Origin of the sequence: Angustibacter sp. McL0619 (genome assembly GCF_049994355.1) — a bacterium.
Classification (GTDB): domain Bacteria; phylum Actinomycetota; class Actinomycetes; order Actinomycetales; family Angustibacteraceae; genus Angustibacter.
In genome coordinates this window covers 2,923,341-2,946,095 of sequence record NZ_CP188257.1, presented here as the reverse complement: position 1 = coordinate 2,946,095, position 22,755 = coordinate 2,923,341, and the positions used below count along the sequence as shown (strand labels likewise).

At 71.4% G+C, this 22,755-nt stretch carries 27 protein-coding genes and 1 other RNA gene; 19 read left to right on the top strand and 9 right to left on the bottom strand.

The genetic code is table 11. The annotated features are described in order from the left end of the window. Positions 1 to 42 precede the first annotated feature (42 nt). Genes ACPPVT_RS13635 through ACPPVT_RS13610 form a run of 6 tightly spaced genes read left to right on the top strand, consistent with a single transcriptional unit; the run spans position 43 to position 3,767 of the window. Positions 43 to 1,197, top strand: coding sequence for a protein-glutamate methylesterase/protein-glutamine glutaminase (locus ACPPVT_RS13635; protein ID WP_426561110.1), 1,155 nt, complete (start codon positions 43 to 45; stop codon positions 1,195 to 1,197). After that, entirely contained in the window at positions 1,194 to 2,033 is an 840-nt protein-coding gene (locus tag ACPPVT_RS13630) for a CheR family methyltransferase (RefSeq protein ID WP_426561108.1), read from the top strand. The genes ACPPVT_RS13635 and ACPPVT_RS13630 overlap by 4 nt, the downstream gene beginning before the upstream one ends. After that, positions 2,033 to 2,425, top strand: coding sequence for a response regulator (locus ACPPVT_RS13625; protein WP_426561106.1), 393 nt, complete (start codon positions 2,033 to 2,035; stop codon positions 2,423 to 2,425). The genes ACPPVT_RS13630 and ACPPVT_RS13625 overlap by 1 nt, the downstream gene beginning before the upstream one ends. Further along, complete coding sequence (locus tag ACPPVT_RS13620; RefSeq protein ID WP_426561104.1) at positions 2,422 to 2,913, top strand: chemotaxis protein CheX; 492 nt, start codon at positions 2,422 to 2,424, stop codon at positions 2,911 to 2,913. Before ACPPVT_RS13625 ends, ACPPVT_RS13620 begins: the two co-directional genes overlap by 4 nt. Continuing rightward, positions 2,910 to 3,272, top strand: coding sequence for a response regulator (locus ACPPVT_RS13615; protein WP_426561102.1), 363 nt, complete (start codon positions 2,910 to 2,912; stop codon positions 3,270 to 3,272). Before ACPPVT_RS13620 ends, ACPPVT_RS13615 begins: the two co-directional genes overlap by 4 nt. Before the next feature lie 12 nt (positions 3,273 to 3,284). Next, positions 3,285 to 3,767 carry a hypothetical protein gene (locus ACPPVT_RS13610; protein ID WP_426561100.1) on the top strand — a complete coding sequence of 161 codons (483 nt, stop codon included), beginning with the start codon at positions 3,285 to 3,287 and terminating at the stop codon, positions 3,765 to 3,767. Positions 3,768 to 3,939: 172 nt separating this feature from the next. On the opposite strand, the gene ACPPVT_RS13605 is transcribed toward ACPPVT_RS13610, so the two are convergent. After that, positions 3,940 to 5,037 (bottom strand): SLC13 family permease, encoded by a 1,098-nt coding sequence (locus tag ACPPVT_RS13605; protein ID WP_426561098.1) that lies wholly within the window; start codon positions 5,035 to 5,037, stop codon positions 3,940 to 3,942. Then, on the bottom strand, positions 5,027 to 5,827 hold the full coding sequence (locus tag ACPPVT_RS13600; RefSeq protein WP_426561096.1) for a YaaA family protein: 801 nt from the start codon (positions 5,825 to 5,827) through the stop codon (positions 5,027 to 5,029). Before ACPPVT_RS13600 ends, ACPPVT_RS13605 begins: the two co-directional genes overlap by 11 nt. 93 nt (positions 5,828 to 5,920) lie before the next feature. Here ACPPVT_RS13600 and ACPPVT_RS13595 point away from each other — a divergent pair, with 93 nt between their 5' ends. The 4 genes from ACPPVT_RS13595 to rnpB all read left to right on the top strand — a co-directional run bounded on the left by ACPPVT_RS13595 (position 5,921) and on the right by rnpB (position 10,343). Beyond that, the gene (locus tag ACPPVT_RS13595) at positions 5,921 to 7,345 is read left to right on the top strand and encodes an RNB domain-containing ribonuclease (RefSeq protein WP_426561094.1); all 1,425 of its coding nucleotides are present in this window, start codon (positions 5,921 to 5,923) and stop codon (positions 7,343 to 7,345) included. Positions 7,346 to 7,372: 27 nt separating this feature from the next. Then, positions 7,373 to 8,770, top strand: coding sequence for a uracil-xanthine permease family protein (locus ACPPVT_RS13590; protein ID WP_426561092.1), 1,398 nt, complete (start codon positions 7,373 to 7,375; stop codon positions 8,768 to 8,770). A 2-nt stretch (positions 8,771 to 8,772) separates the two neighbouring features. Beyond that, positions 8,773 to 9,879 carry a hypothetical protein gene (locus tag ACPPVT_RS13585; protein WP_426561090.1) on the top strand — a complete coding sequence of 369 codons (1,107 nt, stop codon included), beginning with the start codon at positions 8,773 to 8,775 and terminating at the stop codon, positions 9,877 to 9,879. 85 nt (positions 9,880 to 9,964) lie between these two features. Then, an RNA gene (rnpB, locus tag ACPPVT_RS13580) (RNase P RNA component class A) lies at positions 9,965 to 10,343 on the top strand. 12 nt (positions 10,344 to 10,355) lie between these two features. Here the strand turns inward: rnpB and ACPPVT_RS13575 are convergent. Further along, positions 10,356 to 10,661 (bottom strand): hypothetical protein, encoded by a 306-nt coding sequence (locus tag ACPPVT_RS13575; protein ID WP_426561088.1) that lies wholly within the window; start codon positions 10,659 to 10,661, stop codon positions 10,356 to 10,358. Between the two features lie 130 nt (positions 10,662 to 10,791). Between ACPPVT_RS13575 and ACPPVT_RS13570 the strand changes: the two genes are divergently transcribed. Continuing rightward, on the top strand, positions 10,792 to 10,998 hold the full coding sequence (locus ACPPVT_RS13570) for a hypothetical protein (RefSeq protein ID WP_426561086.1): 207 nt from the start codon (positions 10,792 to 10,794) through the stop codon (positions 10,996 to 10,998). Between the two features lie 3 nt (positions 10,999 to 11,001). On the opposite strand, the gene ACPPVT_RS13565 is transcribed toward ACPPVT_RS13570, so the two are convergent. Further along, positions 11,002 to 11,229: a helix-turn-helix transcriptional regulator gene (locus tag ACPPVT_RS13565; RefSeq protein WP_426561084.1), complete on the bottom strand. Its 228-nt coding sequence runs from the start codon at positions 11,227 to 11,229 to the stop codon at positions 11,002 to 11,004. Between the two features lie 253 nt (positions 11,230 to 11,482). Here ACPPVT_RS13565 and ACPPVT_RS13560 point away from each other — a divergent pair, with 253 nt between their 5' ends. The 3 genes from ACPPVT_RS13560 to ACPPVT_RS13550 are packed head-to-tail and all read left to right on the top strand — an operon-like array spanning position 11,483 to position 12,578. After that, positions 11,483 to 11,965, top strand: coding sequence for a hypothetical protein (locus ACPPVT_RS13560; protein WP_426561082.1), 483 nt, complete (start codon positions 11,483 to 11,485; stop codon positions 11,963 to 11,965). A 24-nt stretch (positions 11,966 to 11,989) separates the two neighbouring features. Further along, on the top strand, positions 11,990 to 12,439 hold the full coding sequence (locus ACPPVT_RS13555; RefSeq protein ID WP_426561080.1) for an ImmA/IrrE family metallo-endopeptidase: 450 nt from the start codon (positions 11,990 to 11,992) through the stop codon (positions 12,437 to 12,439). Beyond that, the gene (locus tag ACPPVT_RS13550) at positions 12,402 to 12,578 is read left to right on the top strand and encodes a hypothetical protein (protein ID WP_426561079.1); all 177 of its coding nucleotides are present in this window, start codon (positions 12,402 to 12,404) and stop codon (positions 12,576 to 12,578) included. Before ACPPVT_RS13555 ends, ACPPVT_RS13550 begins: the two co-directional genes overlap by 38 nt. Here the strand turns inward: ACPPVT_RS13550 and ppgK are convergent. Both ppgK and map read right to left on the bottom strand, forming a co-directional pair. Beyond that, entirely contained in the window at positions 12,575 to 13,333 is a 759-nt protein-coding gene (ppgK, locus tag ACPPVT_RS13545; protein WP_426561078.1) for a polyphosphate--glucose phosphotransferase, read from the bottom strand. The genes ACPPVT_RS13550 and ppgK overlap by 4 nt on opposite strands. A gap of 69 nt (positions 13,334 to 13,402) precedes the next feature. Beyond that, the gene (gene map, locus ACPPVT_RS13540; protein ID WP_426561076.1) at positions 13,403 to 14,275 is read right to left on the bottom strand and encodes a type I methionyl aminopeptidase; all 873 of its coding nucleotides are present in this window, start codon (positions 14,273 to 14,275) and stop codon (positions 13,403 to 13,405) included. A 76-nt stretch (positions 14,276 to 14,351) separates the two neighbouring features. On the opposite strand from map, the gene ACPPVT_RS13535 reads away from it, so the two are divergent. Beyond that, on the top strand, positions 14,352 to 14,534 hold the full coding sequence (locus tag ACPPVT_RS13535; RefSeq protein WP_426561074.1) for an SPOR domain-containing protein: 183 nt from the start codon (positions 14,352 to 14,354) through the stop codon (positions 14,532 to 14,534). Between the two features lie 37 nt (positions 14,535 to 14,571). Here the strand turns inward: ACPPVT_RS13535 and ACPPVT_RS13530 are convergent, their stop codons facing one another. Together ACPPVT_RS13530 and ACPPVT_RS13525 are read right to left on the bottom strand one after the other, a co-directional pair. Beyond that, positions 14,572 to 15,843 (bottom strand): MFS transporter, encoded by a 1,272-nt coding sequence (locus tag ACPPVT_RS13530; protein WP_426561072.1) that lies wholly within the window; start codon positions 15,841 to 15,843, stop codon positions 14,572 to 14,574. Continuing rightward, positions 15,840 to 16,613 carry a hypothetical protein gene (locus ACPPVT_RS13525; RefSeq protein WP_426561071.1) on the bottom strand — a complete coding sequence of 258 codons (774 nt, stop codon included), beginning with the start codon at positions 16,611 to 16,613 and terminating at the stop codon, positions 15,840 to 15,842. Before ACPPVT_RS13525 ends, ACPPVT_RS13530 begins: the two co-directional genes overlap by 4 nt. Positions 16,614 to 16,706: 93 nt before the next feature. Between ACPPVT_RS13525 and ACPPVT_RS13520 the strand changes: the two genes are divergently transcribed. The 3 genes from ACPPVT_RS13520 (at position 16,707) to ACPPVT_RS13510 (ending at position 20,955) form a co-directional block, all read left to right on the top strand. After that, positions 16,707 to 16,985 (top strand): hypothetical protein, encoded by a 279-nt coding sequence (locus ACPPVT_RS13520; RefSeq protein ID WP_426561069.1) that lies wholly within the window; start codon positions 16,707 to 16,709, stop codon positions 16,983 to 16,985. Between the two features lie 85 nt (positions 16,986 to 17,070). Further along, entirely contained in the window at positions 17,071 to 17,814 is a 744-nt protein-coding gene (locus tag ACPPVT_RS13515) for a Crp/Fnr family transcriptional regulator (protein WP_426561067.1), read from the top strand. Between the two features lie 6 nt (positions 17,815 to 17,820). Further along, positions 17,821 to 20,955 carry an ABC transporter substrate-binding protein gene (locus ACPPVT_RS13510; protein WP_426561065.1) on the top strand — a complete coding sequence of 1,045 codons (3,135 nt, stop codon included), beginning with the start codon at positions 17,821 to 17,823 and terminating at the stop codon, positions 20,953 to 20,955. A 2-nt stretch (positions 20,956 to 20,957) separates the two neighbouring features. Here ACPPVT_RS13510 and ACPPVT_RS13505 read toward each other — a convergent pair whose 3' ends face one another. Next, a complete protein-coding gene (locus ACPPVT_RS13505) occupies positions 20,958 to 21,959 on the bottom strand; it encodes a TIGR03557 family F420-dependent LLM class oxidoreductase (protein ID WP_426561063.1) in 1,002 nt (333 codons plus the stop codon). Between the two features lie 42 nt (positions 21,960 to 22,001). On the opposite strand from ACPPVT_RS13505, the gene ACPPVT_RS13500 reads away from it, so the two are divergent. Then, on the top strand, positions 22,002 to 22,751 hold the full coding sequence (locus ACPPVT_RS13500; RefSeq protein ID WP_426561061.1) for a helical backbone metal receptor: 750 nt from the start codon (positions 22,002 to 22,004) through the stop codon (positions 22,749 to 22,751). The last annotated feature ends 4 nt before the right edge of the window (positions 22,752 to 22,755 follow it).

Sequence of the window (22,755 nt, the reverse complement as noted above, 5' to 3'; positions counted from 1 at the left end):
AGTTGCCGGCCCACACGAGGTCGGCGGCATCCGAGGAGAGTCGTGTTGGTCGCCCCTGTCCGCGTGCTCGTCGTCGACGACTCGGTCGTCGTTCGACGGCTCGTGAGCGACGCACTGTCGTCCGACCCGGACATCGAGGTCGTCGGCACGGCGTCCAACGGACGACTCGCGCTCACCAAGCTCGCCCAGGTCGCGCCTGATCTGGTGACGCTGGACATCGAGATGCCCGAGATGGACGGCATCGCGGCGCTGCGCCAGCTGCGTGCCGACGGTCACCGGATCCCGGTGATCATGTTCAGCACGCTCACCGAGCGAGGCGCCAGCGCAACCCTGGACGCCCTCGAAGCCGGTGCCAGCGACTACGTCACCAAGCCGTCGAACAGCGGCAGCATCTCCGATTCGCTGGAGCAGGTCCGCACCTCGCTGGTTCCCAAGATCAAGGCGCTGGTGCCGCCGGTCGCCCGCTCCGGTGGATCGCCGGGCTCGACGTTGGGCTCGGCTCAGCGCCGGCCGCTCGGTGCCTCCGCCGCGACACGGGACCCCGCCACCACTCTCCTGGCACCTCGCCAGCCGCGACAGGCCCCGTACGAGGTGCTGGCCATCGGCTGCTCGACCGGTGGTCCCGAGGCCCTGTCCACGCTGCTCGGGCTGCTGCCCGCCGACCTGCGGGTGCCCGTCGTCGTCGTCCAGCACATGCCCCCGGTCTTCACCCGCCAGTTCGCTGCGCGGCTGGACCGCAACCTGCCGTTCACCGTCGTCGAGGCCGAGGGCGGCGAGCGACTGCGTCCCGGCCTGGTCGTGCTCGCTCCCGGCGACTACCACCTTCGGCTGCGCCGACTCGGCGACCAGATGCTCACCACGATCGACCAGCAGGTGCCGGAGAACTTCTGCCGCCCGGCGGTCGACGTCCTCTTCCGCTCCGCCGCCCAGGCCTACGGCGCCGGCGTCCTGGCGACCGTGCTGACCGGCATGGGCTCGGACGGACGCCGGGGCAGCCTGGACGTCGTCGGGGCCGGTGGCAGCGTGCTGGTGCAGGACGAGCAGAGCTCGGTCGTGTGGGGGATGCCCGGCTCCGTGGTGGAGGTCGGCGCCGCCGAGGAGGTGCTGCCGCTGTCCGAGCTGGCGGCGTCCTTGGTCCGCAGGGTCGCCGTCGCGGCTCCAGGCCAGTCCGGCATGGTCGTCGGGAGTGCGCGATGACCATCGCAGCAGACACCTTCGACTTCGTGTGCACGCTGGTGCGGCGGGAGAGTGCGCTGGCTCTGTCCAGCGGCAAGGAGTACCTGGTGGAGTCGCGGCTCCTGCCGCTGGCCCGCGCCCAGGGTGACCCGGACATCGAGACCTACGTCGAGCGGGCCCGGCGCGACGTCGGGGGTCCGGCCGTGCGCGCGATCGTCGAGGCTCTCACCACGAACGAGACGTCGTGGTTCCGGGACAGCGAGCCGTTCCAGGGTCTGCGCGACCAGGTGCTCCCCGACCTGATGAAGTCGCGGGCGACGACCCGGCGGCTGCGGGTGTGGTCGGCCGCCTGCTCGAGCGGTCAGGAGCCGTTCAGCATCGCGATGGTGCTGGCGGACACGCCCGGCCTGGCCGGTTGGTCGACCGAGGTGCTCGGCACGGACCTGTCCCTGGAGATGGTCGAGCGCTGCCGGGAAGGCCGGTACAGCCAGCTCGAGGTCAACCGCGGCCTGCCGGCGACCAGCCTGGTTCGCCACTTCGAGCGGGACGGCGGGGGCTGGCGGATCAACCCGGCACTGGCCGCGCGGACCTCGTTCCGCGAGCTCAACCTGGCCCGGCCGTTGACCGGCCTCGGCACGTTCGACGTGATCTTCCTGCGCAACGTGCTCATCTACTTCGACCTGGACACCAAGCGCGAGGTGCTGAGCCGGCTGCGCCAGGTGCTCGCGCCGGATGGCTACCTCTACCTCGGTGCACCCGAGACGACCATGGGAATCGACGACATGTGGCAGCGGCAGGCTCTTGGTCGCGGCTCTGTTTACCGGCTGACGCCGCAGGCAGCAAAGGGAGTGGCGTGATGCGCGCACTGGTGATCGACGACTCGCGAGCGATGCGGCGCATCGTCTCGCGCATCCTCACGGACCTCGGGTACGACGAGGTGCTGGAGGCCGGGCACGGGCAGGAGGCGCTGGACCTGTTCGCCGCCGGGCCGCTGCCCGACCTGGCCTGCGTCGACTGGAACATGCCGGTGATGGACGGCCTCACCTTCGTCACCCGGGTGCGCGCCGAGCAGGCGTGGCGCTCGGTCACCCTGATGATGGTGACCACCGAGAGCGAGCACAGCCAGATCGTCCGGGCGCTCGCGGCCGGCGCGCACGAGTACCTGATCAAGCCGTTCACCGCGGACGCGATGCGCGACAAGCTGCTCCTGCTGGGTCTGCTGCCCGACCTGGCCGAGGAGTCCGCATGACCGCTACGACGAGCCAGGCCCCGCCGCATGCGGACGACGTCTGGCAGATCGTGGCCGACGTGTGGGAGTCCATGCTCGGGCTGCCGGCCGTCCGAGCGGACCGCGCGTTCGAGCTGCACGGCGCCCTGACGGCGTCCGTCCAGCTCAGCGGGGACTGGGACTGCCTGGTGACCGTCACGCTCCCGCGCTCGACCGCGGTGGACGTGACCCGCGTGATGCTCCAGCTGGAGGACTCGGACGAGGTCAGTGAGGCCGACGTGGCGGACGCGGTCGGCGAGGTGGTGAACGTGGTCGGCGGCAACGTCAAGGCACTGCTTGCCGGACGGACGTCGCTCGGACTGCCCAAGGTGGCATTCGAGTGGGCCCCCGTGCACGCACAGCTGTTGTGCCGCACCGGTGTCGAGTGGCCAGGGCACGTCGCCCGGGTCGGGGTGTGGCGCCTTCAGAGCATCGCCGATCACGAGCTCAACGAAGGAGACAGGCGATGAGGATCCTGGTGGTCGACGACAGCAGGGTGATGCGGCAGATCGTCGTGCGCACCTTGCGTCAGGCCGGGTTCGACGGTCACGAGGTCGTCGAAGCGGTGGACGGCGCGGACGCGCTGGACAAGGTGGGCGAGCACGCACCCGACGTCGTGCTGTCCGACTGGAACATGCCGAACATGACGGGCATCGAGTTCCTGCGCGCGCTGCGCGCGGGGGGTGACCAGACGCCGTTCGGCTTCGTCACCTCGGAGGGCTCCGAGGACATGCGCGAGGTCGCGCAGAACGCGGGCGCCCGGTTCGTCATCGTCAAGCCGTTCACGCCGGAGGGCTTCAGCGAGGCTCTTACGCCGGTGCTGGGCTGAAGGGGGTAGGTCATGGCGCTTCCGACGAACCAGTCGGTCAAGGAGCTGTTCGAGGGTCTGCTCGGCCGTGAGGTCATGCTCTCCTACGGACGCCGTCCGGACATGGAGTCCAAGCCCGGTCCGTGCACCGCGGTCTTCGTCGACGACCGCAACCAGCTCACCACCGTCGCGGTGATGGACTTCCCGCTGACCGCGAGCGTCGGTGCGGCGCTCGGGCTGGTGCCGCCGGGCGGCGCCGAGGCCGCAGTCGAGGACGGCGTGCTGCCGGACTCGTTGCAGGAGAACGCCAACGAGCTGCTCAACGTGCTGGCCGGCACGGTCAACGAGTTCTCCGACGTGCACCAGCGGCTGTATCACGTGCACCGTCCCGGTGAGGTCCTGCCGTCCGACATCGTGCCGTGGACGATCGCGCTGACCGGCCGGGTCGACGTGACCATCGCGCCCAAGGGCTACCCGTCCGGCGACCTGTCCATCGTGTCGGTCCTGCCGGTCTGACCCGCCCGCCCCCCGCCGTCCCTCGCCCCTCCGTCCCCCACCCCGTCCCCCGCCTCGCCCCTCCGTCCCCCACTCGTGATGGGTTCGCGGGGTCTCAGACGTGCATGAGTGGCCGACAACCCATCACAAGTGGGGGTCAGGCGACAATGTGGGGGTCGGGCGACAAGGCGGGTCAGGCGACGACGGCCAGGGCTGCGGTGCAGCACACCAGCAGCAGCGGCACGAGCAGCAGCCCGCGCAGCGCGAACACCCACCAGCGCACCGCGATGCCGCGCGCCCGGCAGCGCTCGCGCCACAACAAAGTGGCGAGCGACGCCCAGAAGGTGAGCAACGGTCCGCAGTTCACCCCGATCAGGACGGCGACCAGGCGGGCCGGGGAGTCCCCGGCGGCCGGCTCCAGCGCGAGGTAGGCAGGCAGGTTGTCGATCACGTTGGCGGCCAACGCCGCCGTGCCGGCCAGCCGTAGGTAGGCCGGGAACCCCTCGCCGACCCCGGACGCCGCGGCCAGCAGGTCGCTCAGTCCCCACCGGCCGAGCACGAACACGATCGTGAAGAGAACGGTGACCACGACGACGGCCCGCCAGGGCAGCAGTGCCCAGCCGAGCCGCGAGCGATCCCGCCACAGGAACACCACCACCAGTAGCAGCGCGGCACCCGAGGCCGGCCAGGCCACGTTCACCCCAGTGACGAAGGCCGGGCCTAGCAGCAGGCAGACCGTCGCCGACGTCACCAGCAGCACCCGGTCGTGGGGCACCCGCGGTGGTGCGATCTCGTAGTGCCCGACCAGGTCTCGACGGAACAGCACCCCCAGGACGAGGACCGTCACCAGTACCGCGACCAGCGCCGGCAGCCAGGTCAGCCGGACGTAGCCGCCGATGCCGACCCCCAGCTGCTGCATCCGGTGCAGGGACAGCAGGTTGGTCAGGTTGGACACGGGAAGCAGCAGCGACGCAGTGTTGGCCAGCCACACCGTGGTCATGGCGAAGGCTGCCGTGGACACCTTCAGCCGGCTCGCCAGGGTCAGCACCACGGGCGTCAGCAGGACGGCGGTGGTGTCCAGCGACAGCACCACCGTGCACGCGGTGGCCAGGAGCACGACCAGGGCCCACAGCACCCAGACCCGGCCACGTGCCCACCGGGCGGCGGTCGAGGACGCCACCTCGAACACCCCGGCGACCTCGCTCAGCTCGGCCACGACCGTGATGCCGACCAGGAAGACCAGTACCGGGAGCACCCGGTGAAGCAGCTCGTCCAGCAGGTCAGCTGTCATCGGCGACCTCGGTCGCGCCGTCGATGACGACGTCCAAGGTCCAGGTCCGTCCGGGCGCGATGGGCGGCACCAGCTCGCACCGCCAGCGCTGGCCGACGACCAGCGCGAGCGCCTCGGCGGTCCGGGGCTCGCGCTCGGACTCCAGCAGCAGGCGGCAGACCTGCCCGCGGGTGTGCTTGGCCATGTGCGAGACCACCGTGCGCCGGCCGGCCACCTCGCGCAGCACCCGGACGGCGACGGTGCGAGCCGCCACCGGGCCGGACGGCGTCCAGGCCGCCTGGTAGGTGGACGAGCGCAGGTCCACGACCAGGCCGCGGCCCGCGGCTGCGGTCAGCGGCGCGTCCAGCAGGGGCCGCCAGTAGCCGGCCAGCGTCCCGATGCCGGGCAACGTCGTCCCCATCGACAGCCGGTAGGCGGGGATGCGGTCCGTGGGGCGCACCACCCCCCACAGCGCCGACGTGACCACCAGCCAGCGGTTGGCTCGGCGACGTGCAGCGGGGGACAGGTCGGCCAGCGCCAGTGCGTCGTACAGCACCCCGCTGTAGACCTCGCCCGCCGGTGCGGTGGGTGCCACGTGCAGGCTGCGGTTGGCCTCCACGTCGGAGGCGAGCGACGCGCCGACGCCGAGCACGTTGAGGGCGTCGTGCCGCCCACTGGTCTCGGCCAGGGCGGCGAGCACCCGTGAGCGGGCCTCGTTCAGCTCGGGCCAGGACAGCGTGTCGAGCACCAGCGTGCCTCGTCGCCGTCCCGGGCGGGTCTTGCCCTCCGAGGGCGGCAGCAGCACGAGCACCAGGTGAGCCTAGGCGGAGCGTGGCGGGTGCGCTGCGGGTGGTCACGAGGCGCCGGGTCTGCCGTCCGGCGTCAACCTGGCTAGGGTGACGCCGTGATCCAACGACGCCTCCGGCTGCGCGACACCGCAGGTGCCGCGCCGGTACTGGACGACGTCTTCGCGGCCATCCGGGACGAGCTGGGCCTGCCCGAGCAGTTCGCGCCCGAGGTCGAGCTGGCGGCCGCGGACGCGGTGCGCGCGCCCCGCCTGCCGGACCGTGACCTCAGCGACCTGCCGTTCTTCACCCTCGACCCGCCCGGCTCGCCCGACCTCGACCAGGCCATGCACCTCGAGCCCACCCGCAGCGGGTACCGGGTCCGGTACGCGATCGCCGACCTCACCGCATTCGTCGAGCCGGGCGGGGTGATCGACGCGGAGGCGCGCCGACGCGGCCAGACCCTCTACTCACCGGACCGGCGCACTCCGCTGCACCCGACGTCCATCAGCGAGGAGGCCGGGAGCCTGCTGCCCGGCCAGCTGCGTCCCGCCTACGTGTGGGACCTGGCGCTCGACCCTGAGGGCGAGCTGCGCTCGGCCGACGTGGTCCGCGCGATGGTGCGCAGCGTCGACCGGCTGGACGAGCAGTCCGCGGCCGCACTCGAGCAGGCCGGTGACCCGCGGATCGCGCTGCTGCGCGAGATCGGCCAGCGCCGGCTGCGGCTGGAGGCCGAACGGGGCGGAGCCAGCCTGCCGATGCCGGAGCAGGAGGTCGTGCGCGAGGACGACCACTACGAGGTGCGGCTGCGCCCGCCGTCGATGATCTCGGACTGGAACGCGCAGATCTCCTTGATGACCGGCATGGCCGCGGCAGACATCATGCTGGCCGGTCAGGTGGGTGTGCTGCGCACGATGCCGCCGCCCTCGCATCACTCGCTGGCCCGCTTCCGCCGGCAGGCACAGGTGCTCGGCGCGCGCTGGCCGGCCGAGCAGCAGTACGGCGTGTTCCTGCGATCGCTGGATCGCGACGACCCGCACCAGCTCGCGCTGATCCACGAGGCGGCGGCGCTGTTCCGGGGTGCGGGCTACACGCCGTTCGACGGGGACGTCCCGGAGGTGACCGAGCACGCGGCGGTCGCCGACCAGTACGCCCACGTGACCGCGCCGCTGCGCCGGTTGGTCGACCGGTTCGGGCTGGTCGTGTGCGAGGCGCTGTGCCGGGACAAGCCCGTGCCCGGCTGGGTTCGTGAGGGACTGGAGGCGTTGCCTGCGTTGATGAACAGCTCGGACCAGCAGGCGAACCGGCTGGACCACGCGTGCACCGACGCCGTCGAGGCGGCGGTCCTCGCTCCCCGGGTGGGGGAGGCGTTCGAGGGTGTCGTCGTGGATCTGCGGGACAAGGGGCCTGGGGGCATCGTTCAATTGCGCCAGCCGCCGGTGCTGGCACCTGTCTCGGGCGACGTCCAGCTGGGTGCCACACTTCGCGTCCGCCTCGTCAAGGCGGACGTCGGTCAGCGGCGCGTGGAGTTCACCCCGGTCTAGGACCGGCCGAGCAGAGCGGAACGCACCGTGACGTTGGAGTTCAACGCGCCCCGGACGGGGCGCCATCTGCGCGAGCGCCCGGTGGTGCTGCCCGAGGAGCGGCTGTCCTGGCCGCGCACCATCGGGTTCGGCGCCCAACACGTGGTCGCGATGTTCGGCGCGACCTTCCTGTTCCCGATCGCGATGGGGCTGGACCCGCAGCTGGCCATCCTGACCAGCGGGGTCTCCACGATCCTGTTCCTGCTGATCGTGCGCGGCAAGGTGCCCAGCTATCTCGGCTCGTCCGCCGCGTTCGTCGGTGGGGCGACCGCGATCTACGCCCAGGGCGGCATGCAGCCCGACGTCACCGGCGCGATCCTGGTCGCGGGGGTGGTGCTGGCGGTGGTCGGGGTGGTGGTGCACCTCGTCGGACCCCGGGTGGTGGACGCCGTCCTGCCACCGGTGGTCACCGGTGCGGTGGTCATGTTGATCGGTCTGGCGCTGGCACCACTGGTCGGCCAGAAGTTCTGGCCACAGGACGGCTGGGTGGCGTTCGCCACCATGTCCTTCGTCATCATCCTGCTGGTCGCCGGGCGGGGGTTCGTCGGGCGGATCGCAGTGCTGCTCGGGCTCGTCTTCGGCTTCGTGCTCTCGTACGTGCTCGACCTGCTGCTCGGTCCGATCAACTCGATGGACCCGTACACCCTCACGCTGCGCACCCGGGACCGGGTGGACCTGTCCGGGGTGTCCGACGCGACCTGGTTCGGTCTGCCCGTGCACACCGGCGGCGTCACGCCGGACGGCACGCCGATCGTCGGCTGGCACCTGCCGGAGTTCCACTGGCTGTTCGTCCTGCTGGTGGTGCCGGCGGTCGTGGCGGTGGTGGCGGAGAACGTCGGTCACGTCAAGGCGGTCTCGGAGATGGTGGACCGCGACCTCGACGGGTACGTCGGGCGCACCTTGCTCGCCGACGGGCTGACCACGGTCATGGCCAGTGCGGTGGGCAGCGCGCCGACCACGACCTACGCGGAGAACATCGGGGTGATGGCGGCGACGCGGGTGTACTCGGTGGCCGCCTACTACGTCGCTGCGGTGGTCGCGATCTGCCTGGGCGTGTCGCCGAAGTTCGGCGCGGTCATCGAGGCGACGCCAGGCGGTGTCATCGGCGGCATCACCGTCGTCCTGTACGGGATGATCGGACTGCTGGGCGTACGGATCTGGATGGTGAACAAGGTGGACTTCGGCGAGCCGGTGAACCTGGTGCCGGTCGCCGCCGGGGTCGTCGTCGCGATCGGTGGGATGGCGTTGCACTTCGGGGAGTCCTTCGCGTTCACCGGCATCGCGCTGGGCAGCCTGGTGACGATCGTCGGCTACCACGTAGCCAGGTTCGCGGCCATCCTCACCGGCACGGCCCCACCCACCAAGAAACGACGCCGGGCCAGGTAGCCGTGCGGTCGCGGGGTGCGCTCGTCGGGGTCGCCGTGGTGGCGGCCCTGCTCGGCGGCTGCCGCGCGGACGAGTCCTCGGCGCACCCACTGACCTGGCACCGGCTCGACACCCCAGGTGCTGTGCGGGTCACCGCGCTGGCCTCGGGAAGTCCGCTGCTGGTCGCGGGGCAGGTCGGCACGGGCGATGCGGCGCAGCCGCGCCTCTGGCAGCTGACGGGAAACGACTGGCTGCCGGTTCCGCTGCACCCGGTGACGTACTACGGCGCTCGAGCCGCACTGGTGCGCGTCGCGGCTCATGGCGGGCATCTGGTGGCCCTGGGGCGGGCCGTCGGGGGAGCGCACGGCAACCCTCGCTTCAGCACCTGGTCCGGCCCGTCGTCCGGGGTGGGCGAGACGGCACAGGCGTTCGAGCTGTTCGGTGGTCCGCGGGCGATCGGCCTGAACGGTCTTGCGGCGGGCGCGGACCAGGACGTGGTGGTCGGCTCGTGGGCGCCGGGAACCGCACCGGCCGGCGTGACGGTGTGGACCGGCGACGGCGCCACCTACCAGCGCCGGGACACCGAAGCCGGGTTGCGGAGCTCGGCGAGCGACCAGACCAGCGCCTCTGCGATCGCGGCGCGCGGGCCGGGCTTCGTGGTGGCCGGGACGACCACCCACCTCGGCGGCGGGCGGATCACGTTGCACGCCACCGCTTTCTGGACGACGGCCCGGGGCGCACCGTGGCGGCGCGAGCTTCTCCCGTCCTCCGGATCCGAGGGGGGTGACTCGAGCGCGCTGGGTGTCGCCTGCGCGGCTGTGGTGTGCACCGTGGCCGGGGTGGACGACGGCCGGCTGGCGATCTGGCGGGTTGCCGACGACGGCCGTGCCGAGCGGGTGGACCTGGGCCGGCACGCGCCGCGGCTGTCGTCGTCCGACGTCGTGGTCTCGGTCGCCGCCGATGGCGACTCGGCGTGGGTGCTTGCTGCCGGGCAGCTGCTGCGGCTGCGCGATGGCGACGTCCAGGCGTTCGGTGCGCCGTCCGGCACTGGCGTGGCGCTGGCCACGAGCGGATCGCTGCTCTTCGCGGTCACCAGCAACGGCGAGATGCAGGCGGCGACGGCGCCCTGACCGTGTCAGGTTCGCATCGCCGGCGATGCGAACCTGACACGGTGTGCCACCAGAGCGCCGGTGACCGCTACGATCAGCGCGCGGACGAGTCAGCCAGGCGGCCGCGTCACCGGTTCGCCGGTGCCGAGGAACGTCCGGGCTCCGTAGGGCGGGGTGGTGGGTAACGCCCACCCGGGGTGACCCGCGGGACAGTGCCACAGAGAACAGACCGCCAGACCGGTTCGCCGGACTGGTAAGGGTGAAACGGTGGTGTAAGAGACCACCAGCACCCCCGGCGACGGGGGTGGCTCGGTAAACCCCACCCGGAGCAAGGTCAGACAGGGAGCGTTGGAGGGTGGCCCGCCCGAGCTCCCGGGTAGACCGCTTGAGCGTGCTGGCAACAGCACGTCTAGATGGATGGTCGCCACCCGCGCGGGGGTAACCGCGTGCGGGGACAGGACCCGGCGTATCGGCTGGCTCGTCCGCACCAGCCGCCGCTACGCCGCCTGGCCGAGTCGTTGCGGCTCGTCGAGGGCGTCGACCTGCGGGGGAGCGGCCGGCCCGGTGCCGTGCGCTCGCTCGGTGTCCGACGTCCGCGGTGCGTAGTAGCCGAGCAGGAAGGTGATGCCGCCGCTGATCGCCAGTGACAGGAACCCCGGTACGGCCTTGATCGCGGCGTCGGAGTGGTCCGCGTCGAACGGGACGCCGAACACGGTGACGCCGAGGATGCCCAGGATGAGTCCACTGATCACCGACGCACCCGTCGCGGCGGCGATGACCTTCGCCTCAGGACGCTTGTTCACGACTGCTCCTTCAGTTCGCGCAGTACCTGCGTCTAACCAGAGCGTGCGAGTGCGCTTCCTGATGCGGTCGGTCTGGAACGGATCGGGCCGACCCCTTCGCAAGGGAGCCGTCGTGGGCGAGGATCAGCGCATGAGCGAAGGCGAGCACCTGAGGGTGCGTGGCATCGGCGCCTCTCGCGAGGAAGCGCTCAAGGACGCGGACGCCCAGGCCGCCCAGTACTTCGGCGGGGTCGCCACAATCAAGGAGATCGGCGAGGCCCGGGCGCACTCGCGCTCCTACGACGGCTCGGTCGAGCTGTGGGAGATCGACGTGGTCTGGCGCCCGGAGCAGGCCTGACCCTCAGCGGCGCGCGACCGGACGTCGCTCGTCGAACAACGCCTCCAGGCGGGTGTCGAGGCGCTTGGCGATGCGCACCGCGAGGTCGGTCGACAAGGTCGGCATCCGACCTGTCTCGAGCAGGTAGATGGTGGTCTGCGAACACGGCCGGCACAGGTACGCCAGCTCGCGCTGGCTGAGCCCCATCCGCTGCCTGCGGTCGCGCAGCTGCGCGCCGTCCTTCACCTTCATGCCGCCCCCTGGCGTCGTCCGTCCCCGTGCGCCACATCTTGCCGCGCACTGGTCAAGATGACAAACGTCACGCTGGACAGTGCAGAATAGTTGTCAGGCTGACAAGCTGGCCTCGATGATTCGGCCCAGGTCAAACAGTCCGTTTCGTGCCCGATGCGCGTTCTGGTTGTCGGCCTCCGGCGTGTCGAGGGGCACCGCCAGCCAGCCGTGCGATGGCGCGCGCCCGATCGGGTGGGCGCGGAAAGGGGTGAGGGTGAAGCGCGTGGGGGACCTGCAGCAGCTCGTCGAGCGGAGGCTGCGCGAGCTCGGTGACCATCGTGGGCCGATGCCGACCAGGCGGGCGGCCGCCCGCTCGCAAGGCAAGGTGTCCTACGAGACGCTGCGCCTGCTCAAGATCGGCCAGCACTCGGGAGCGATCAGCTCCGAGGTCGCGGAGGGGCTCGCGCTGGCTCTCGACGTGCCGCTGGAGACGGTGCTCGAGGTCGCGGGGCAACGCATCCCGTTGGGCCCGTTCGTGCTGCCCAAACGGGCCGAGACGCTCACCAAGGCCGAGCGCGCCGTGGTCCTGTCGGTGGTGGACGCCATCCTGGGTGCGGCGGCGGCGGACCGGACGTCGTCCGAGCCGTTGCGGTCGGTGGCCAAGGACGCCGGGCGGTCGGGCGGCACACGGGTGGGCGCACGGCAGGCGGACGCCACGGCCCGGCGGGTACGCAAGGGGCACGACCCGCTGAGGTGACCTGACAGACGACTGGAGGTGGCGGTGAGCTGGTCTCCGTGGGCGGAGCTACGGCTCAACCATCCGGACGTCTGGGTCCATCGCTGCCGGCTGAGCGAAGGGCTGGGCTGGTGGTGCCCCAGCGAGCGGATCATCCTGGTCGACGACCGGCTCGGGCCGGTGGCCACCCGCTGCGTGGTGGCGCACGAGATCGCGCACGCGACACTCGGCCACGAGGCCTGCCACGACTACGCCGACAGCACCTGGCTGGCCGGGCGCCTCGAGTCGGCAGCCGACCGCTGGGCGGCGGCCATGCTGGTCACGCTGCCGGCCCTCGAGGATGCGCTGACCGCCTACCCGGACGACCTCGACTCGGTCTGCGAGCACCTGCACGTCACGGCGGACGTCGTGCGCACCCGACTGGACATGGTAGGTAAGGCTTACCTATCCTCGCCTGGTGCCCACGGTCAGAGCGAAGAAGAAGTGCTGCCGTGACAAGCCGCGTTGCAAGAAGTGCCCGGTCACCCTGAAGCGGCTGGCCGACCTGGGTTACGCCGAGCGCGAGGACGGACGGGTGTTCCTGGTCGTGCCGAAGGTGCCCAAGAAGGTGATGAAGGTCGCTCGAGCCCGCTAGTGCTTCTCCTCGTCGGCCAGCAGCGCGGCGCCGACGATCCCCGCCTCGTTGCGCAGCGCCGCCGGGACGACCGGCGCCCGCAGGTGCAGCAGGGGCAGGAACTTGTCGGACTTCTTGCTCACCCCGCCACCCACCACGATCAGCGAGGGCCAGAGCAGGTCCTCCACCACGCCGTAGTAGCGCTGCAGCCGGGCCGCCCACTCCTCCCAGCTGAGGTCCTCGTTCTCGCGGGCCGAGGATGCCGCGCGTGACTCGGCGTCGTGGCCGTCGATCTCCAGGTGGCCGAGCTCGCTGTTCGGCACCAGCTTGCCGTCCAGCAGCAGCGCCGTCCCGATCCCCGTGCCAAGCGTGGTCACCAGCACGAGACCGCGCTGGTCCCGGGCTGCGCCGAACCGCGCCTCGGCCACCCCGGCGGCATCGGCGTCGTTGACCACGTGGACGCTGCGGCCGACGTGCTCGCCGATCAGCGTGTCCGCGTCCGTCCCGATCCAGGTGGGGTCGATGTTGGCGGCGCTGCGCACCACCCCTCGGGTGACGACGCCGGGGACGGTCACGCCGACGGCGCCGTCCCCGAGCTGCTCCGCGAAGTGCTGGGCGACCTCACCCACGACCTCGGCGACCGCCTGCGGCGTGGCCGGCTGTGGGGTGTCGATGCGCAGCCGGTCGGCGAGCAGCTTGCCGGTCTCGAGGTCAACCGGCGCGCCCTTGATCCCAGAGCCGCCGACGTCGATGCCGAGCGCGGCGCGGTGGCTCATGCGAGGTCAGACGGGCGGCGGGCGGACTGGGTCATCGTTGACCTCCGGCTCGGGAAACGGTGGACGAACTCAGGCAAGGGTCAGGATCTCGGCGCCGGTCTCGGTCACCAGCAGCGTGTGCTCGAACTGGGCGGAGCGGCGCCGGTCGCGGGTCACCACGGTCCAGCCGTCGTCCCACATGTCCCACTCGTGGGTGCCCAGGTTGAGCATCGGCTCGATGGTGAACGTCATGCCGGGCTCCATCACGTCGCTGTAGCGGGGCGCGGCGTCGTAGTGCGGCACGATCAGACCGGAGTGGAAGGTCGTCCCGATGCCGTGGCCGGTGAAGTCGCGGATCACGCCGTAGCCGAAGCGCTTTGCGTAGGACTCGATGACCCGACCGATCACGTTGAGCTCGCGGCCGGGGCGGACAGCCTTGATGCCTCGCATCATCGCCTCGTGGGTGCGCTCGACCAGCAGGCGAGACTCCTCGTCGACGTCGCCGACCAGGTACGTGGCGTCGGTGTCGCCGTGCACCCCGACGCCGTCGATCGTGATGAACGCCGTGATGTCGATGTTCACGATGTCGCCGTCGACCAGCGGGCGGTCGTCCGGGATGCCGTGGCAGACCACCTCGTTGACGCTGGTGCACAACGACTTCGGGAATCCCCGGTAGCCGAGGGTGGAGGGGTAGGCGCCGTGGTCGAGCAGGAACTCGTGGCCGACCCGGTCGATCTCGTCCGTGGTGACGCCTGGAGCGATCGCGGCCGCGGCCGCGGCCATGGCCTGGGCCGCGATCCGCCCGGCTACCCGCATCCGCTCGATGATCTCCGGGCTCTTCACCTCGGGCCCGTCGTACGGCGTGGGTCCCGGGCGGTCGACGTACTCGGGGCGGGCGATGGACGACGGCACCGCGAGTCGCGGTGAGATCGTGCCCGGCTCGATAGCAGTGACGGTGGCCATGCCTGGCAGTCTAGGAGGCCCGCGCGCGCCCGCTCACCGACGTGCGCTGCGCAGCCGGACACGGCAGGATGCGGGCATGGCGTCGTTCTACTTCAACACCCGCACCAACCAGGTCGAAGAGCTCGCGGACAAGAGCCAGAGCAAGGACCTGCTCGGGCCCTACGGCACGCGCGCCGAGGCCGAGCGGGCCGTGCAGACCGCGCACGAGCGCACCGAGCAGTGGGACCGCGAGGACCGCGACTGGGAGGGCGAGGACTGAACCGGACGTCGTCCGGCCGGCCCCGGACGTCGTCGGGTCAGTCCGTGCCGGCCTGCGCCCGGCGCTCGCGCTCGGCCCGCGCGTACTCGTCCGTGCGCGCGTCGTAGGTCCAGAAGCCGCGCAACCAGGCGGCGGTCGCGCCGACCCCGACGACGCACAGCACGCCGCCGCTGACGATGGCGGCCCGCACCGACGTCCGGTCGGCGACGAAGCCGCTGCGCACCTGACCGCCGAGCGGCCCGAGCGAGTACGACAGCATCTCGATGCCGGCCATCCGGCCGCGCATGCTGTCCGGGATGGTCTGGTGCCATACGGTCCCGCGGAAGATGCCGCTGATCGAGTCCGCGGCGCCGCCCAGCGCCAGGAACCCGGCGGCCACCCACAGGTTCGGCGCCAGACCGGCCAGCGCCACCGCAGCGCCCCAGCACATCGCCGCGACCACGATGGCCTTGCCGTGGCGGTTGACGTGCGACACCCAGCCGCTGGTCAACCCGGCGGCCAGCCCACCGACCGTCTCGGCGGTGTAGAGCACTCCGAGAAGCTCCGGCCGGTCGAAGACCTGGCTGGCCAGCGCCGGGAAGAGCACTACCGGCAGCGCCAGGAACATCGCGACCATGTCGACCACGTACGTGCCCAGCAGGTCCCGGCGACCCACCGCGTACCGAACGCCGGTCAGGATGCCCGCCAGGCTCGGCGGCTCGCTCTCCTGGCTGGGCGGGTAGCGGTGCAGCGCGGCGAACAGGCCGGTCGCCACCAGCAGACCCGCGACGTCGACCCCGTACGCCCAGGCCGGACCAGGCCCGGCCAGCAGCACGCCGCCCAGCATCGGCCCAGCGAACGCGCCCACCTGCATGCCGAAAGACGACAGCGCCACCGCCGCCGGGAGCTGGCCGTGCGTGACCACCCGGGGCAGCAACGCCTCCCGGCTCGGACGTTGCAAGGACTGCGCCACCGCGAGCAGCCCGGCCACCACGTAGATCACCCAGACCTGGGGGTCCGAAGACGCCGCGTTCGCCAACAGGCAGGCGGTCAGCACGATCTGGGCGACGCCGGTGGCGACCAGCATCGTTCGACGGTCCACGTGGTCGGCCAGCGCGCCGCCGTACAGACCGAAGACCACCAGCGGCACCAGCTCGACCAGGCCGACGGCGCCGACGGCGAAGTTGGACCCGGTCAGGTGGTACAGCTGGAACGGCACCGCGACGTAGCTGACCATGCCGCCGATGTAGAACACGGTCCCCGCTGCGAACAGCAGGCGGAAGTCCCGCGAGGTGCGAGCGGGGGTGAGGTCCAGGTGCAGGCGTCTCACGGCCGGTGCTGCTGGCGCGGGGACGGTCCGCTGACCAGGTCGATCAGCCGCGCCAGGCGGACGCGCCAGCCCGGCTGACCGCCGACCGGCGGCAGTCCGGCCGCGGCGCTGACGAAGTGCTGGGCCAGGTCGAAGCTGGCCGGCAGATCGAGCCCGGCCAGCACCTCTGGCGGGGGCGCCACCGACCCGGTCGGCTGGCGGCCCAACTGCCCGTCCGGTGGTGGCAGTGCGGGCAGCAGTCCCTCGGGCAGCACCAGGCCGCCGGGACTGACCGTCATCCGCTCGTGCGAGAGGGCGCCGAGCTGCTCGTCGCCGGCGTCCAGGCTCAGCACCGTGGCGCCGATCCGCCGGGCGTCGTCCACCCGTTCCAGGAGCTCGTCCGGCGCGGCCTCGGGAGCGACCACGAACACCGTCTCGCCGCGACCCACTTGCTCGAGCCGGCTCAGCCCGATCTTGAGGTGGTCCGGAGCCTGCTCGGGGGGTGACCAGCGGACCAGCTGGGGCGCCAGCTGGGGCAGCACGTTGTAGCGGGCCTCGTCGTCCAGGTGGGCAGCGAGGTGCCATGGCTCCACCCTCGGGGTGCCGACGAGCAGCAGGTGCCCAGGGCCGGGGGTGGCGCGCACGGCCTGGCCCAGGTTGGTGGCGCGCGACCACCAGCTGGTGTGGGCCAGCGCATCTCGCAGCGCAGCCACCCGCTCGGTGTCCATGATCGAGGATCCTCTCATCCCGGACACGTTCTGCCCGTCACCGACCGGCGTGGTGGCGGTCACCGCCGGAAAGTCACGAGGGTGACAGCCCGCCACAACGCTCAGGGGCAAGGTCGTCGTCGGCTGCACAAGGCGGCCGATGACCGAGGAGAGATCATGAACAAGACCCTGCGCCTCGCGTTCTGGTCAGTGGCGTCGTTCCTCTTCGTGGGGATGAGCACCACGTCCGCATTCGCTATCATCCCGCCGCCGGACCCGACCGGCCCGATCCCGGCACCGCCGCCGTACGTGGGCCCGACGACCACGATCGTCACCGAGGTCTCGTGGAGCGCCGTGCTGCTTGCTTCGGCTCTCACGGCCATGATCGTGCTGGCCTTCGTTGCTCTAGTGTCGAAGGCGCGTCAGTCGCACGCGCTGCAACCGCGGACCCACTGACCTCGCCCCGACTGCGCTGGCCGACTTCGCCGGGCCGGCGCGGCGGTGTGTGCCAAGCCCCCGGCGCACGTGGGAAGGAGCACCGGTGGTCGACAACGATCTCGCGCAGTTGGCGGCCTGCCCGCTCTTCGCCGGCCTGGACCCGCCCGGCTTGGAGTGGCTGCGAGCCCACAGCCGGCCTCAGCGACTGGCCAAGGGTCAGCTGGTGTTCGCCCAGGGTGAGCCGGGCGACTGCCTGCACGTCCTGTGCGAGGGCGCCGTGAGCATCTCGGTTCGTTCGCCCGAGGGTGGGGAGATGGTGCTCGCCGTCCTGCGTCCGCCGAGCACGTTCGGCGAGATCTCGATCATGGACGGCGGACCGCGTGTCGCCGGCGCCACGGCACTGGTCGCGAGCCGGGTCTTCACGGTCCCTCGCGACGTCGTGCTCACGTTGCTGGGCCGCCACCCGGAGGTCGCGACCGTGCTGATGGCGTCCATGGTCGCGCTGATCCGAGCCGTCGACGAGCAGGTGGTCGACCTCGTGCTGCTGCGGCTGTCCCAGCGGGTGGCCAAAGCGCTTCTGCGAGAGGCGCTCTCGGTTGCGGGCGACCGCCAGGTCGCGTCATCCGGCGAGCTCCCCGTCGAGTTCACCCTGAATCAGTCGGAGCTGGCCCGCAAGGTTGGTGCGTCCCGGCAGGCCGTGAACCGGGAGCTCGCCGAGCTCGAGCACGCCGGCGCGATCGAGCGAGCTGGGCACCGGGTGGTCGCCGTGCGCCCGGAGCGGCTCGCCCGCGTGGCCGCGGACGCCGGTACCGGCTCCGCATCGCGTTCCTTGCGCCGCTCGGAGTGAGTCCTCATGCTGGGCGATGTGGACGCCCGCCGGCCGACGGCAGGCGACGAGGTAGCTGAGCGCCCGACGCCCGCACCCGCCGCCCAGGGGGATCTCGCTGGCCGGGTCTCCGTGTTCGTCTTCTGCGATCTGCGCGGGTACACGCACTTCACCGGTGAGCACGGCGCCGATGCCGCAGCGGCCCTGGTGGATCGGCTGGCCCGGGTCGCCGGCCAAGTGGCCGAGGATTTCAACGGGGTGCCGACTGGCACGTGGGGCGATCAGATCCTGCTGCAGTTCGGCTCCGCGCGAGCGGGCGTGCGCGCCGCTCTCGCGCTGCGGGAGCGCTGTCTGGACGCGACTCTGACCGATCCGGACCGGCCGCTGTGGGTGGGGGTCGGCGTGGACGCCGGGGAGAGTGCCGGCCCGGACGAGCAGGCGTCCGCCCAAGCCCTGAACGTTGGCGCGAGGCTGTGCGCTCACGCAGCCGCAGGGGAGGCGCTGGCCAGCCACGAGGTGACACATCTGGCCGGTGTGGTACCTGGCGTGCGGTACACCTCGAGACGCCCCGTGCGGCTGAAGGGGGTCTCCGGCCGCACCGCGCTCGTCGCCCTTGAGCCCGCTGAGCGCGACCCGCAACGCGCCGCCGAACTGCGGGCACTGGCCAGGCGTCCACCCGGGCGGCGGCGGCTCACTGCGATGGCGGCCGCCGCGGTCGTCGTGCTGGTCCTGCTGACGGGGCTGACCTGGCGGATGTCACAAGATCGCCGACCATCGTTCGCTGGGGGTGGGGTCGCGGTACTGGACTCGCGCGGCGGGGTGCAATCGGTGACCGAGCTGGCCAGCGCGCCCACTGCCGCTGCGGTGGGCAACGGCGCCGTCTGGGTCGTCCAGAACCAGTCGAGCTCGGTCGCCAGGCTGGATGCCACCAGCGGGAGAGTTGAGCAGACGATCCCGGTAGGTCGTTCCCCCGTCGCGGTCGCGGCGCACGACGACGACGTCTGGGTCGCGAACGGCACCGACGGAACCGTCACCTGGATCAACGCCAAGACCGACCGCGCCGTCAAGACCATCGTGGTCGGCAGTCTGCCTGCCGGGATCGCCTACGCGTACGGTCGTGTCTGGGTCAGCAACCAGGAGGACGCGACAGTCTCGGCGATCGACGCCGAGAGCGGGAACGTTCTGCGTACGGTGACGGTTGGCGCCGGTCCAGTGGGCGTCACGGCAGGTGCCGGTGGCGTATGGGTCGCCAATTCGCAGGACAACACAGTGAGCCGGATCGACCCTGCCTCGCTGCGGGTCTCGCCGCCGATCGACGTGGGGGCAGGGCCGCGGTCGCTGGCCGTCCTGGACGACAAGGTCTGGGTGTCGAACAGCCTGGACCAGACGGTCTCGCGCATCGACCCGGACTCAGGCGTCGGCCCGGTGAGCATCGGGGTCGGAGACAGCCCCACCCCGATAGCCGTGTCTGGTGGCCAGGTCTGGGTGGGCAACTCCGCCTCGGGAAGCTTGACCCGGATCGACGCCAAGCGGATGGTCGCTGCCGCCACGATTCGGCTCGGCGCCTCACCAACTGCGCTCACCGAGGTCCATGGTGCTCTCTGGACGGTGGCCAAACCGTTCGCGGCCCAGAAGCACGTCGGCGGAACGCTGACGACGGTGCAGGGTTTCACCAACGTCGACCCGCAGGATCCGGTGGGCTTCGGTGAGCCGCTCCCGCTGGTGTACGACACGCTGGTCACGGTGCACCGGGCCGGTGGCGCCGGCGACGACCTCGTGCCGGACCTGGCGCGCCGGCTTCCGCAGGCCTCGGACAGCGGCCGCGCATGGACGTTCGAGATCCGTCCCGGCATCCGCTACAGCGACGGCAGGGCCCTGGTCCCCGACGACTTCCGACGCGGCCTGGAGCGAGCATTCGCGATCGGGCACCCGACGTACTTGGCAGCGCTGGTAGGAGCCCCGCAGTGCACGGCCAGGCCGAAGCAGTGCCGTCTCGACCGAGGTGTGACCACCACATCCACGACCGTCACGTTCCATCTGGTCCGTCCCGACCCTGACTTCGTGCGCAAGCTGAGCCTGTTCGCGGCGGCACCGGTTCCGCCGGGCACGCCCTTCACCCGCGTCCAGGGGCGTAGTCAGGTGCCAGGCACGGGCCCGTACCGGTACGAGTCCTTCGGGCCGAAGTACGCGTCCACGCTCAGACGCAACCCCTACTTCACCCAGTGGTCGTTCGCGGCCAAACCGCGCGGCTACGTCGACGAGATCCGCTTCCTGTCCGGCCCGCCCATGGGCGACCAGATCGTGCGTCTGGACCAGCTCACGGCGGATGTCACCGAAGTCGGCGGGTCGCCACTGATGCCCGTGCTGGACACGCGCTTCCCCGACAGAGTGCAGCACGCGCCGCAGTTCGGGACGCACTACCTGGTCCTCAACACGAACCGGCCGCCGTTCAACAACCCCGACGCACGTCGAGCGCTCGCCTACGCCGTCAACCGTCAGGCCTTCGCCGACGCCTGGGGCGGCGGGGGCACGGCGTGCCAGCTCGCGCCGCCCAGCTTCTGGGGACACGAGAACAGCTGCCTGTTCACCAAGGACCCGCGGACCCGCGAAGACGTCTGGTCGGGACCCGACCTGGACCGGGCGCGACAGCTCGTGCGTCGGTCCGGGACTCGTGGGCAACGCGTGTCCGCCTACCTGTACAGCGGCTACTCGAGCTCGGGACCCATCGCAGTCTCGCTTGAGCGGACCCTGTCGGACATCGGCTACGTCGCCAGTGTCCAGGTGGCGGGCGACGCGGCGTACAGCGACCAGGTGCAGTCCCGGCGACCGGCCGCGCAGATCACCGTGAACGGGTTCGCGGTCGACTACCTGGGCCCGGCCGCCCTATACGACCCGGTGCTGGGCTGCGCAGGAGGCTGGAACCTGCTGCGGCACTGCAACCCTGAGCTGGACGACCTGAAGGACCAGGCACTGGTGGCGCAGAGCCAGGAGCCTGCCGCTGCCCGTCCCCTCTGGCAGCAGCTGAACCACCGCGTCAGCGACGACGCGGCCATCATCCCCACGGACTACTGGCGCCGGGACGAGTTCGTCTCCGACCGGGTCGGCAACGTCCAGGCCAGCGTGTTCTGGGGACCGCTCCTAGAGCAGATCTGGGTGCAGTGACCTCAGCGCTTCAGCGCCGGCAGCACCTGTGCGCCGAAGACCTCGATCCACTCCTGCTGGTTGCGCCCGACGTTGTGCAGGTAGACCCGGTCGAAGCCGAGGTCGACGTACTTCTGGATCTCGGCGCGGTGCACGTCGGGGTCGCTGGAGATGACCATGCGGCCCTCGAAGTCCTCGGGCCGCACCAGCCTGGCCATCGCCGCGAAGTCGTGCGGGCTGCGAATGTCGGCCTTGCCGAACTTCATCCCGCCGTTGGGCCACTCGGTCATCGCGTTCTCGAGCGCCTTCTCGTCGGTGTCGGCCCAGGACAGGTGCAGCTGCAGCACCTTCGGCATCGTGTCGGGGTCCTTGCCAGCCTCTCGCGCACCATCGGCGAAGCGGGTGAACAGGCCCTCGATCTTGTCCAGGGGCGCACCGACGGTGATCATCCCGTCCGCGAACTTGCCGGTCTTCTTGGCGTTGATCGGCCCGGCCGTCGCGACCATGATCGGCGGCGCCTGCTCCGGCATGGTCCACAGCCGGCTGGTCTCCATCTGGAAGAACCGGCCGGAGTGCTTGACGTCCTTGCCCTCGAGGCTGGCGGCGAACAGCTTGTTGATGAGCTCGATCGCCTCCCACATCTTGAGGCTGCGCTCGCCGGCCTCGGGCCAGTAGCCGGGCACGACGTGCTCGTTCAGGGCCTCGCCGGTGCCGAGGCCGAGCCAGGACCGGCCGGGGTACATGGCTTCCAGGGTCGCCGCGGCCTGGGCGACGATCGCCGGGTGGAAGCGGAAGCTCGGGCAGGTGACGCCGGGGCCGAGGTCGCCGGTGGTGCGCTCGCCGACGGCCGTGAGCACGTTCCACACGAAGCTCGCCTGCCCCTGCGCAGGCACCCACGGCTGGAAGTGGTCGGCCGCCATGCAGCCGGAGAAGCCGTGCTGCTCGGCCAGCGCGGTCAGCGCGACCGCCTCGGTGGGGTGGAACTGCTCCAGCATCGCGGCGTAGCCGACGGTCAGGTCGCTCATGGTCTCGACGCTAGTACCTGCCAGGATCGAGCGGTGGTCGAGGTGAGGGACGACACGGGCGTGCAGATCCGGGCTGGGGTCCGGGTCCGCCGGGTGGTCAGCCTGGTGCCATCGCTGACCGAGGCCGTGGCGGTGAGCGCACCCGGGATGGTGGTCGGGGCGACGGACTGGTGCACCGAGCCGGCCGAGCTGGACGTCGTCCGGCTCGGTGGTACGAAGAACCCGGACGTGGCGGGAGTGATCGCGCTGCGACCCGACCTCGTCCTGGCCAACGAGGAGGAGAACCGCCCCGACGACCTGGACGCCCTGCGTGCCGCAGGCGTCTCGGTGTGGAACACGCGGGTGCGCACGGTCGATGAGGCGTTCAGCTCGCTCGGCAGGCTGCTCGGCGTCTGCGGGCTGGGCGAGCCGGCGTGGCTTCACGCAGCCCGCTCGGTGTGGGACGGCGTGCCGGACGTCGCGAACGGTCGCCGGCGTGCCGTCGTCCCGATCTGGCGTCGTCCCTGGATGGCTCTTGGCCGGGACACGTTCGCGGGGGACGTGCTGTTCCGGCTAGGTGTGGACAACGTGCTGGCGGGCAGCATCGAGCGCTACCCGCGGTTCCTGCCAGGCGAGCTGCCGGACCACGACCTCGTGGTGCTGCCCGACGAGCCCTACGCCTTCACCGCCGGCGACGGCCCCGAGGCGTTCCCGGGCACGCGGTGCGCGCTGGTCAGCGGCCGACACCTGACCTGGTACGGCCCGAGCATGGTGGAGGCGGTGCGGGTGCTCAGCCGTCAGTTGGACGGCTGAGCAC

What these genes read in the sequence shown, in the direction of transcription:
- ACPPVT_RS13630 (WP_426561108.1), top strand. Translation starts at nt 1,194, where the DNA reads ATGACCATCGCAGCAGACACCTTCGACTTCGTGTGCACGCTGGTGCGG.
- ACPPVT_RS13625 (WP_426561106.1), top strand. Translation starts at nt 2,033, where the DNA reads ATGCGCGCACTGGTGATCGACGACTCGCGAGCGATGCGGCGCATCGTC.
- ACPPVT_RS13620 (WP_426561104.1), top strand. Translation starts at nt 2,422, where the DNA reads ATGACCGCTACGACGAGCCAGGCCCCGCCGCATGCGGACGACGTCTGG.
- ACPPVT_RS13615 (WP_426561102.1), top strand. Translation starts at nt 2,910, where the DNA reads ATGAGGATCCTGGTGGTCGACGACAGCAGGGTGATGCGGCAGATCGTC.
- ACPPVT_RS13610 (WP_426561100.1), top strand. Translation starts at nt 3,285, where the DNA reads ATGGCGCTTCCGACGAACCAGTCGGTCAAGGAGCTGTTCGAGGGTCTG.
- ACPPVT_RS13605 (WP_426561098.1), bottom strand. Translation starts at nt 5,037, where the DNA reads ATGACAGCTGACCTGCTGGACGAGCTGCTTCACCGGGTGCTCCCGGTA.
- ACPPVT_RS13570 (WP_426561086.1), top strand. Translation starts at nt 10,792, where the DNA reads ATGAGCGAAGGCGAGCACCTGAGGGTGCGTGGCATCGGCGCCTCTCGC.
- ACPPVT_RS13565 (WP_426561084.1), bottom strand. Translation starts at nt 11,229, where the DNA reads ATGAAGGTGAAGGACGGCGCGCAGCTGCGCGACCGCAGGCAGCGGATG.
- ppgK (WP_426561078.1), bottom strand. Translation starts at nt 13,333, where the DNA reads ATGAGCCACCGCGCCGCGCTCGGCATCGACGTCGGCGGCTCTGGGATC.
- map (WP_426561076.1), bottom strand. Translation starts at nt 14,275, where the DNA reads ATGGCCACCGTCACTGCTATCGAGCCGGGCACGATCTCACCGCGACTC.
- ACPPVT_RS13535 (WP_426561074.1), top strand. Translation starts at nt 14,352, where the DNA reads ATGGCGTCGTTCTACTTCAACACCCGCACCAACCAGGTCGAAGAGCTC.
- ACPPVT_RS13520 (WP_426561069.1), top strand. Translation starts at nt 16,707, where the DNA reads ATGAACAAGACCCTGCGCCTCGCGTTCTGGTCAGTGGCGTCGTTCCTC.
- ACPPVT_RS13510 (WP_426561065.1), top strand. Translation starts at nt 17,821, where the DNA reads ATGCTGGGCGATGTGGACGCCCGCCGGCCGACGGCAGGCGACGAGGTA.
- ACPPVT_RS13505 (WP_426561063.1), bottom strand. Translation starts at nt 21,959, where the DNA reads ATGAGCGACCTGACCGTCGGCTACGCCGCGATGCTGGAGCAGTTCCAC.